General features: G+C 59.9%; 5 protein-coding genes and 1 pseudogene. All 6 read right to left on the bottom strand.

Features of this window, described 5'->3' with window-relative positions; all coding sequences use genetic code 11:
* Nucleotides 1-147 precede the first annotated feature (147 nt).
* Nucleotides 148-864: a methyl-accepting chemotaxis protein gene (locus tag RYC17_RS27100; RefSeq protein ID WP_410478472.1), complete on the bottom strand. Its 717-nt coding sequence runs from the start codon at nt 862-864 to the stop codon at nt 148-150.
* Between the two features lie 141 nt (nt 865-1,005).
* A pseudogene (locus RYC17_RS27095) lies at nt 1,006-2,058 on the bottom strand (methyl-accepting chemotaxis protein); the annotation flags it as partial.
* Between the two features lie 235 nt (nt 2,059-2,293).
* The gene (locus RYC17_RS25230) at nt 2,294-4,129 is read right to left on the bottom strand and encodes a methyl-accepting chemotaxis protein (protein WP_410478471.1); all 1,836 of its coding nucleotides are present in this window, start codon (nt 4,127-4,129) and stop codon (nt 2,294-2,296) included.
* A gap of 169 nt (nt 4,130-4,298) precedes the next feature.
* Nucleotides 4,299-5,006, bottom strand: a complete 708-nt coding sequence (locus RYC17_RS25225) for a 16S rRNA (uracil(1498)-N(3))-methyltransferase (protein ID WP_316904694.1) — start codon at nt 5,004-5,006, stop codon at nt 4,299-4,301.
* The gene (tatC, locus tag RYC17_RS25220; RefSeq protein ID WP_058402815.1) at nt 5,003-5,803 is read right to left on the bottom strand and encodes a twin-arginine translocase subunit TatC; all 801 of its coding nucleotides are present in this window, start codon (nt 5,801-5,803) and stop codon (nt 5,003-5,005) included. The genes RYC17_RS25225 and tatC overlap by 4 nt, the downstream gene beginning before the upstream one ends.
* Nucleotides 5,800-6,261, bottom strand: a complete 462-nt coding sequence (tatB, locus tag RYC17_RS25215; RefSeq protein ID WP_316904693.1) for a Sec-independent protein translocase protein TatB — start codon at nt 6,259-6,261, stop codon at nt 5,800-5,802. The genes tatC and tatB overlap by 4 nt, the downstream gene beginning before the upstream one ends.
* Between the last annotated feature and the right edge of the window lie 3 nt (nt 6,262-6,264).

Here is a 6,264-nt window from a genome sequence, read left to right as displayed (position 1 = left end):
ACGACGCTCGTTCCTCACGCTCCAGCGTGGGAATGCAGTTCACGACGCTCTGCGTCGTCAGAGGACGCGGAGCGTCCGGACCGGTATGCCCACGCGGAGCATGGGCACGATGGTGTTCGCCGGGCCGCCTGTGGGTGCAATGGTGGTTCAGCTCACCCTAAATTTCCCCACCAATGTCTGCAAGTGAGTGCCCAGTCTGGCGAGTTCGACGCTGGAGGCTGCGGTTTGCTCGCTGGCGGCTGCGGTCTGTTCGGAGATGTCGCGTACGCTGATGACGTTACGGTTGATTTGTTCGGCAACCACGCTCTGTTCTTCGCTGGCGGTGGCGATCTGTTCGTTCATGTGCTGGATGGTCGCCACTGTGCGGGTGATTTGCTCCAGCGCGCTTCCCGCGCGGCGGCTCAGTTCAACGGTGTTGTCAGTCAGGGTGCGGCTGTTGTCCAGCGTGGTTGCTACCTGCTGAGTGCCGGTTTGCAGTGCGGCGATCAATTCCTCGATCTCTTCTGTGGACTTTTGCGTGCGTTGCGCCAGGCCGCGTACCTCATCGGCGACCACTGCAAAACCACGCCCGGCTTCACCGGCGCGAGCTGCCTCAATGGCCGCATTCAGGGCCAGCAGGTTGGTTTGCTGCGAAACAGACTTGATTACGTCAAGAACGCCGACGATCTTGTTGCTTTCCAGCTTGAGTTCGCTCATCGAATGGGTAGAGTTCACCACCTCGCGAGCCAGTTGCTCGATCTGACTGATTGCCCGCCCTACAACCTCGTCACCGCTGCGGGCCTGTTGGTCCGCCTGAGCCGCGGCCTGGGAAGCCTCCTGAGCATTACGCGCGACTTCCTGCACCGTCGCGGCCATTTCATTCATGGCTGTGGCCACCTGGTCGGTTTCGTCTTTCTGGCTAGTGACCCCGATGCAGGTCTGCTTGGTCACCGCTGACAACTGCTCGGCCGCGCTGGCGATCTGCGATACGCCCTCGCTGATACCGCCGACCAGCTCGCGCAGGCTGACCGTCATGGTCTGCATACTGCCTTGTAACTGACCCATTTCGTCACGACGGGTCACCGACATGTCCCGACTCAGATCACCCTGAGCGATGCGTGCTGCGACAAGCAGCGTCTGCTGTAACGGTACGGTGATCTGCCGGGTCATGACCCAGGCGGCCAGCAACCCGATCAGCAGCGCCAGGCCCGCAACACTGCTCAGGGTGGTGCTGGAATTGACTGCTTCGCTGTCGCGCTGAGCGGTTTGCAGACGGTTCAGCGCGGCGACCGAGTCCAGCAACTGCTCGCCGAGACTTTCCATAAGTTCCTGATCCGCCTCGGCTTTGGTTTGTATCTGTTTGAACTCGTTGAGCCTTTCCCGATAGCCCTGAAGGGCTGTAGTGGCGGCTACCAGGCCCTGAAGGCTTTCATTGCCCTCATCCTGCCCGATCTGCCCGATTTCCTTGAGTGCTTCGTCGATGGCGACAATGGCTGCGGCTTCATCGGCATCGCGAGTGGTGAAGGTGTAGGCCTGTACCTGATAACGAGCGATCTGCACCTGCTGCCTGAGCTGGGAAATGTTGGTGAATTCCTCCATCCGCTCAGTGCTGTCCTGTTCCTGGCTTACGCTCTTGAGCACCTCACTCTCAACCAGTGCGATGGCCTGCAAGGCCTGCTCTGACGTCTGCTCCAGGCGGGTGCGTACCTGGTTACGGGTCTGACGGTTGGTCCGGACGTCGGCGAAGGTTTTCTCGAGTCTGCTTACCGTCTCAAACTGTCCGTTGAGCAGCGTAGTGGTTTCTGCCTCGAGGCTCTGTCGGTGCAGCGCTGTGAGCTGGGCTTTCATTTCGTTGAGTTTGTCTGTCACCAATGCCGTGCTTTCTGGCGTTTTTTCCACGCGATCGGTGATGCGTTCGGCACGCAGGTCTTTGGTGAGGCTGTTGAGCTGGGCAATGTCCGAGAGCGACTCGGAGCGGTCGATCATGGTGTACAGGCCATGCCAGCCGGTCAGTGTGATGATCAGCGTCAATAGCAGCACCAGGCCGAAACCCAGGGACAGCTTGAATCTGACGTTCATGTTGCCGAGCGCGTGATTGATCAGTCGGAACATTGGAATCTCCTGCAATGAGCGAACAAAAGCATGTTCCGGGTGAGTCAGAACATGCGTTGTGAGCGCATCGGCGTGGTGATTCATTGCGTGACCTGAGAAGGTCGTAGGATATTTCCGAGCACGAAAGAGGGGTGAAAGGTGTCACGTTTTTGCGGGAAAAGAAGCCCGCGCTCAGTGCTGGCGCGGGCTGGATACTGCAAGGTCAGACAGTAAAGCGACTCACCAGCAACTGCAGATGGTTGCCCAGTCTGGCCAGTTCGACACTGGACGCCGCGGTCTCTTCACTGGCCGCAGACGTCTGTTCGGACACATCGCGGACATTGATGATGCTGCGGTTGATCTCTTCGGCGGTGGCGCTCTGTTCTTCGGCGGCGGCGGCGATCTGCTGATTCATCGCCTGGATCGCCGAGACGGTTTTGGTGATGCTTTCCAGCGATCCTCCGGCCCTACGGGTCAGTTCAACGCTGCTGGTGCTCAGCTCGCGACTGCTGTCCATGACCGTTGTGGCCTGCTGTGTGCCGCTTTGCAGGCCGGCAATCAGTGCTTCGATCTCTTCGGTGGATTTCTGCGTGCGCTGCGCCAGACTGCGTACCTCATCGGCAACCACCGCAAAGCCCCGACCGGCCTCACCGGCGCGGGCTGCCTCGATAGCGGCGTTCAACGCCAGCAGGTTGGTCTGTTCGGCGACCGATTTAATGACGTCCAGCACGCTGCCGATCTTGTCGCTTTCCTGTTTCAGCGCGCCCATCGCTTCGCTGGAGTTGCCCACCGCAGAGGCTAGGCGTTCGATTTGCGCAATGGCCTCGTTGACCACTCGCTCACCATCACGGGCCTGCTGGTCGGCGGCGACGGCTGCTTCAGAGGCTTCTTCGGCGTTGCGCGCGACTTCCTGAACGGTCGCAGTCATTTCATGCATGGCGGTGGCGACCTGATCGGTCTCGACCTTCTGGCTGTTGACCCCGGCACTGGTCTGTTCGGTGACCGCTGACAGCTCTTCCGCCGCGCTGGCGATCTGGGTCACGCCATCGCGAATTCCGCCTACCAGCTCGCGCAGGCTGACGGTCATGCGCTGGATCGTGGCCTGCAGCTTGCCCAACTCGTCCTTGCGATCAACGTTGAGGTTGCGGCTCAGGTCGCCCGAGGCCACCCGCTCTACGACCTCAAGGGTCTCCTGCAGCGGGGTGGTGATCTGGCGAGTGATGACCCACGCCGCAAGAATGCTCAGCATCAGCGCCAACGCCGTAGCGGCAGCGATCATCGTGACCGACTTGGCGCTGTCTGCGTCACGGCTCTTGTTCTGCCGGATGATCAGGTCGTTGCTGGTGTCGAGCATGCTGACGCCCAACGTGGTCATTTTATCCAGTGCGGCCTTGGAGGCGGCCTGGGCATCGCGGTAGCGGCCCACAGCCGCGCGGTAGCCATTGAGCCCGGCGATGGCCTGTTGCAGCATGGGCGAATAAGTGGAAGAAATGTCGCCAGCCAGCGTGTTGATCCCGGTCACCGCGTCATCGATGGCCTTATTGGCGTCTTTTTCGAAATCGGGACGGCCGCTGTAGGTGTAACCACGTACCTGAAAACGCGCCTGCTGAATCAGCTTGCTGACGCCGACGATGCCATTGAAGGCCAGGATGTTATCTTCCTTGAGCAGTTCGGCTTCGATCCTGTCGGCCTGATCCACCGCCTTGTCGGCGTTTTCGCCCATCTGGCTGCGGCTCGCTTCGCGGGTTTCGATCGCCTTGCTCATGTCCTCGAAGGACTGGCGGTAGTCGCGGGTCGCCTGAATCTGGGCATCCAGCAATTGCAGGTTCTCGGGGGATCGCAGCAGGTTCCTGGCGCTTTGCAGCGCGGCGTCCAGCTGATCGAGCGTATTTCTGACCTTCGCTGCGGTCTCTGCGTTGTACAGCGCCTCGTAGCTCATACGGTTGATGCGCAACTGAAGGGTCAGCTCATTGACCTGCGCAATCGCAGTAACACGGTCCCCACGATCAATAAGGGCCTGATTGCTGAACCAGCCGGTGGCCGAAATCATCAGCGTCATCAACAGCACCAGGCCAAAGCCGATCGCCAATTTCAGGCTGACACTCGCATTGGCGAGGCTTTTGGATAACCCACGAGACATGATCACTCCTTGACGTCTTTTGCTCTAAGTATGCAATTGCATCGGCCAGTTATCGGTTAACTGAAGCGATTGAGTCGACACTGACAGCTTAGAACAAGCGGGCGAGAAGGGCCGTTACAGCGGTTTCGACGCGCAGGATACGTTCGCCCAATTGCACGGGCTGCAAACCTGACTGACGCAACAGATCGATTTCGTAGGGTATCCAGCCCCCTTCAGGGCCGATGGCCAGCGTGACTTGCTCTGTGACCGCACGAGGGCAGGCGGGGAAATCACCGGGATGGCCAACCAGGCCCAGTGTGTCGAGCGCGATCTGCGGCAAGCGATCTTCAACGAAAGGCTTGAAGCGCTTTTCGATGACGATTTCCGGCAGCACAGAATCGCGTGCCTGCTCCAGCCCAAGAATCAACTGCTCGCGAATGGCCTCGGGCTCCAGAAATGGCGTCTGCCAGAAGCTTTTTTCAACCCTGTAGCTGTTCAGCAGGATGACTTTCGGCACGCCCATGGTCGCGACGGTCTGAAACACCCGGCGTAACATCTTGGGACGTGGCAGTGCCAGCAACAGGGTGAGGGGCAGTTTTACCGGCGGGGCGCTATCCAGCGAAACACGCAGCTCTGCTTCATGAGGCTCAAGGCGCAGCAGTTCGGCGCTGCCCAGCAGGCCATTGATGCGGCCGACGCGCAGACTGTCGCCGATCTCTGCGCGATGCACCTCCTGCATGTGCTTCAGGCGGCGGTCACGCAGGACCACCCGGTCAGCCGCAATGAAATCGGCTTCCTCAAGCAACAGCAGGTTCACGGTGTGGTCGCGGGCGGCTGATCCTGCTTTTCAGCGTCCTCGGCCTGATCGTCCGGATGTTCGCCACGCTTCTTGATCATCTTGCTGCACAGTACGCCCAGCTCGAAGAGCAGCCACATTGGCACCGCCAGCAGCGTCTGCGAGAAGATGTCCGGCGGCGTCAGGATCATGCCGACCACGAAGCAGCCGATGATCACGTAAGGGCGGATCTTCTTCAGGTATTTGACGTCGACGATGCCGATCCACACCAGCAACACCACGGCCACCGGGATTTCGAAGGCCACGCCGAAGGCGAAGAACAGCGTCATCACGAAGTCCAGATAACTGGCGATGTCGGTCATCATCGACACGCCTTCTGGTGTAACGCTGGCGAAGAAGTGGAAAATCAGCGGGAAGACCAAAAAGTACGCGAAGGCCATGCCTGCGTAGAACAGGATGATGCTCGACACCAGCAATGGCACTGCAACGCGCTTCTCGTGCTTGTACAGGCCCGGCGCGATAAAGCCCCAGATCTGGTGCAGGATGACCGGCATGGACAGAAACAGCGCGACCATCATGGTCAGCTTGAACGGCGTGATGAACGGCGAGGCCACGTCGGTGGCGATCATCGTCGCACCTTCAGGCAGATAGACGCGCAACGGGGCCGACACCAGCGTGTAGATCTTCTGCGTGAAGTAAAACAGACCGGCAAAAATCAGGAACACTGCCGCGACACAACGCAACAGACGTGTACGCAGCTCGGTGAGATGCGAGATCAGCGGCATTTGCTGATCGTTTTCCGGGATATCAGCGCTCATGGTGCTCGCGGTGGCAATGACGAATCGTGGGCGGGAGGCGTCGGGACCGGCGTGCCGACATCGACTGGCTTCGCGGTTTTCTCCAGCGACAGTGCGGTTTTCGGTGCCGCAGGTTCCGCTGGGCCGAGCGTGTTGTGACCGGTATTGGCGGCGTCGGCCTGCGCCGGGGCTGGCTGCGGGCTTACCGGCTCGTAAGTGGTCTCGGGGTGCTGATTCTGCGCGAACATTTTCCGCGCTTCGTCTTCCAGCGAAATAATGTGCTCGTTGTGCAGCTGCCGACGAATTTCGTCGGCCCCGATTTCACGTTCAACTTCCTGTTTGATCGCATTGAAGCTGCGCTTCAACCGGCCGATCCATAGGCCTGCGGTGCGTGCCGCACCCGGCAGGCGCTCGGGACCCAGTACCAGCAAGGCAACCAGGCCGACAAGCAGCAGTTCAGAGAAGCTGATACCGAACATGGG

The sequence above is a fragment of the Pseudomonas syringae group sp. J248-6 genome (assembly GCF_032586995.1).
Classification (GTDB): Bacteria; Pseudomonadota; Gammaproteobacteria; order Pseudomonadales; family Pseudomonadaceae; genus Aquipseudomonas; species Aquipseudomonas amygdali.
Note: the sequence above shows the minus strand (reverse complement) of the source record. Positions and strands in the feature narration are given on the sequence as shown.

Bases quoted from the DNA above. Each gene is read 5' to 3' on its own strand.
- RYC17_RS25230 (WP_410478471.1), bottom strand. From the start codon at position 4,129: ATGACGCTGATGATTTCGGCCACCGGCTGGTTCAGCAATCAGGCCCTT.
- RYC17_RS27100 (WP_410478472.1), bottom strand. From the start codon at position 864: ATGAATGAAATGGCCGCGACGGTGCAGGAAGTCGCGCGTAATGCTCAG.
- tatB (WP_316904693.1), bottom strand. From the start codon at position 6,261: ATGTTCGGTATCAGCTTCTCTGAACTGCTGCTTGTCGGCCTGGTTGCC.
- tatC (WP_058402815.1), bottom strand. From the start codon at position 5,803: ATGAGCGCTGATATCCCGGAAAACGATCAGCAAATGCCGCTGATCTCG.